Raw genomic sequence first — 1,359 nt, forward strand, 5'->3', positions numbered from 1 at the left:
ACCTTTCCCTAAAATCCGTATGGCTCGATAGCGCCGAAATAGTTGCAACTCACTACCGCAACGCTGGCAGAATTTGGTATTTTTAGGATTTTGATGCAAGCAGTCGGGATTTAAACACTGGCTCATGCTAGGGATAATCGATGAAACGAGTCTCTTTTTCCGTTGAGAATAGCACAGTTTTGTCGTTTTTACCAGTTAGATACCTGCCTGTGGCTGCTGGTTATGTTAGCTTGACCAAAAATTTAGGATTCCGATGGTGTAACCAGGGCAACTGCTGACGTATACACAATCAACAACAACGACCCATAAATTGGCTGGTAAAAGTCTAGAAAGTCCTCGCCACAGCGCACGCAACGCGATACCCGAGGTTGCGGTAGGTGACGTCGGGTCGCCTCCTGACGCGAATCGCAGAACGGCAGCCACGCGGGACGTAGAGCCAGGAACCACCGCGCAGGAGCTTGTCAGCTTTTGTTCTATCTTCATTATCTATCCAAGCACTACCATCGTCTGGTGCCCCTTCGTAATTATCATGCCAGTCATCGGCACACCATTCCCAAACATTCCCATGCATGTCAAAAAGCCCAAATCCATTGGCAGGAAAGCTGCCTACATCTGTGGTCTTTTCCCGATATTCCCCTTTTTTGCCCCGACCGTAAACTCGAGTACCACGATAATTGGCTAGGTCGGTGGTAATGGTTTCGCCAAAATAAAAAGGGGTTTGCGTGCCAGCGCGACAGGCATATTCCCACTCGGCTCGCTGGGAAGTCGGTAGTCTCTGCCAGTATGCTGGGACAAACGCTGGCAAAATTCTACAGCATCCCACCAAGATACCTGTTCCACAGGTCGATTATCCCCGGAAAAAAGGGATGGATTGGGCTTGAGGTCGCGTTCGTATTTGGGAAGATTGGCTACAGCGCGCCATTGCGCTTGAGTCACCGGGTATTTCCCCAGAAAAAAAGCTGGTACGCTCACTTGGTGCCGGGGTCGTTCCTTGTCTCTGCTTTCTTCCTCCGATTCTGGCGCTCCCATGAAAAAAGTTCCCGAGGGAATATAAACCATTTCCAGGTCTATATTGTTACCCAGAGGTTCGCTAAAGCCTTGTGCTTGTTGGCGACGGCGATGAATATGAATTTGGATATTTCTTTGAATTTTTCTTCCGAACAATCCTGTTTTCATTTTTTCAATTTCTACGGTTACAGTTGCCGTTTCAAATTCAAAGGAACGAAGCGAAGGTTTCTGCTTGGATTTAGACGATTTCTGACTAGACGTAGGTGGAGAAGATGTTGCTGAAGAAGGTTGCTTAGCTTTTGACTGCGAAGAGGTTGGTGAAGGTTGTGCTTTGGTAGGTTGCAAGTCTTG

1 protein-coding gene and 1 pseudogene are annotated in these 1,359 nt (G+C 48.0%); both read right to left on the reverse strand.

Annotated features, from left to right (window positions below; all coding sequences use genetic code 11):
* Window positions 1-126: 4-Cys prefix domain-containing protein (locus tag AS151_RS22850; protein WP_084639613.1), on the reverse strand; the 126-nt coding region annotated here is incomplete at its 3' end.
* 199 nt (window positions 127-325) lie between these two features.
* A pseudogene (locus AS151_RS14575) lies at window positions 326-1,119 on the reverse strand (formylglycine-generating enzyme family protein); the annotation flags it as partial.
* Window positions 1,120-1,359: the final 240 nt, after the last annotated feature.

It is taken from the genome of Geitlerinema sp. PCC 9228, from assembly GCF_001870905.1.
Lineage (GTDB): Bacteria > Cyanobacteriota > Cyanobacteriia > Cyanobacteriales > PCC-9228 > PCC-9228.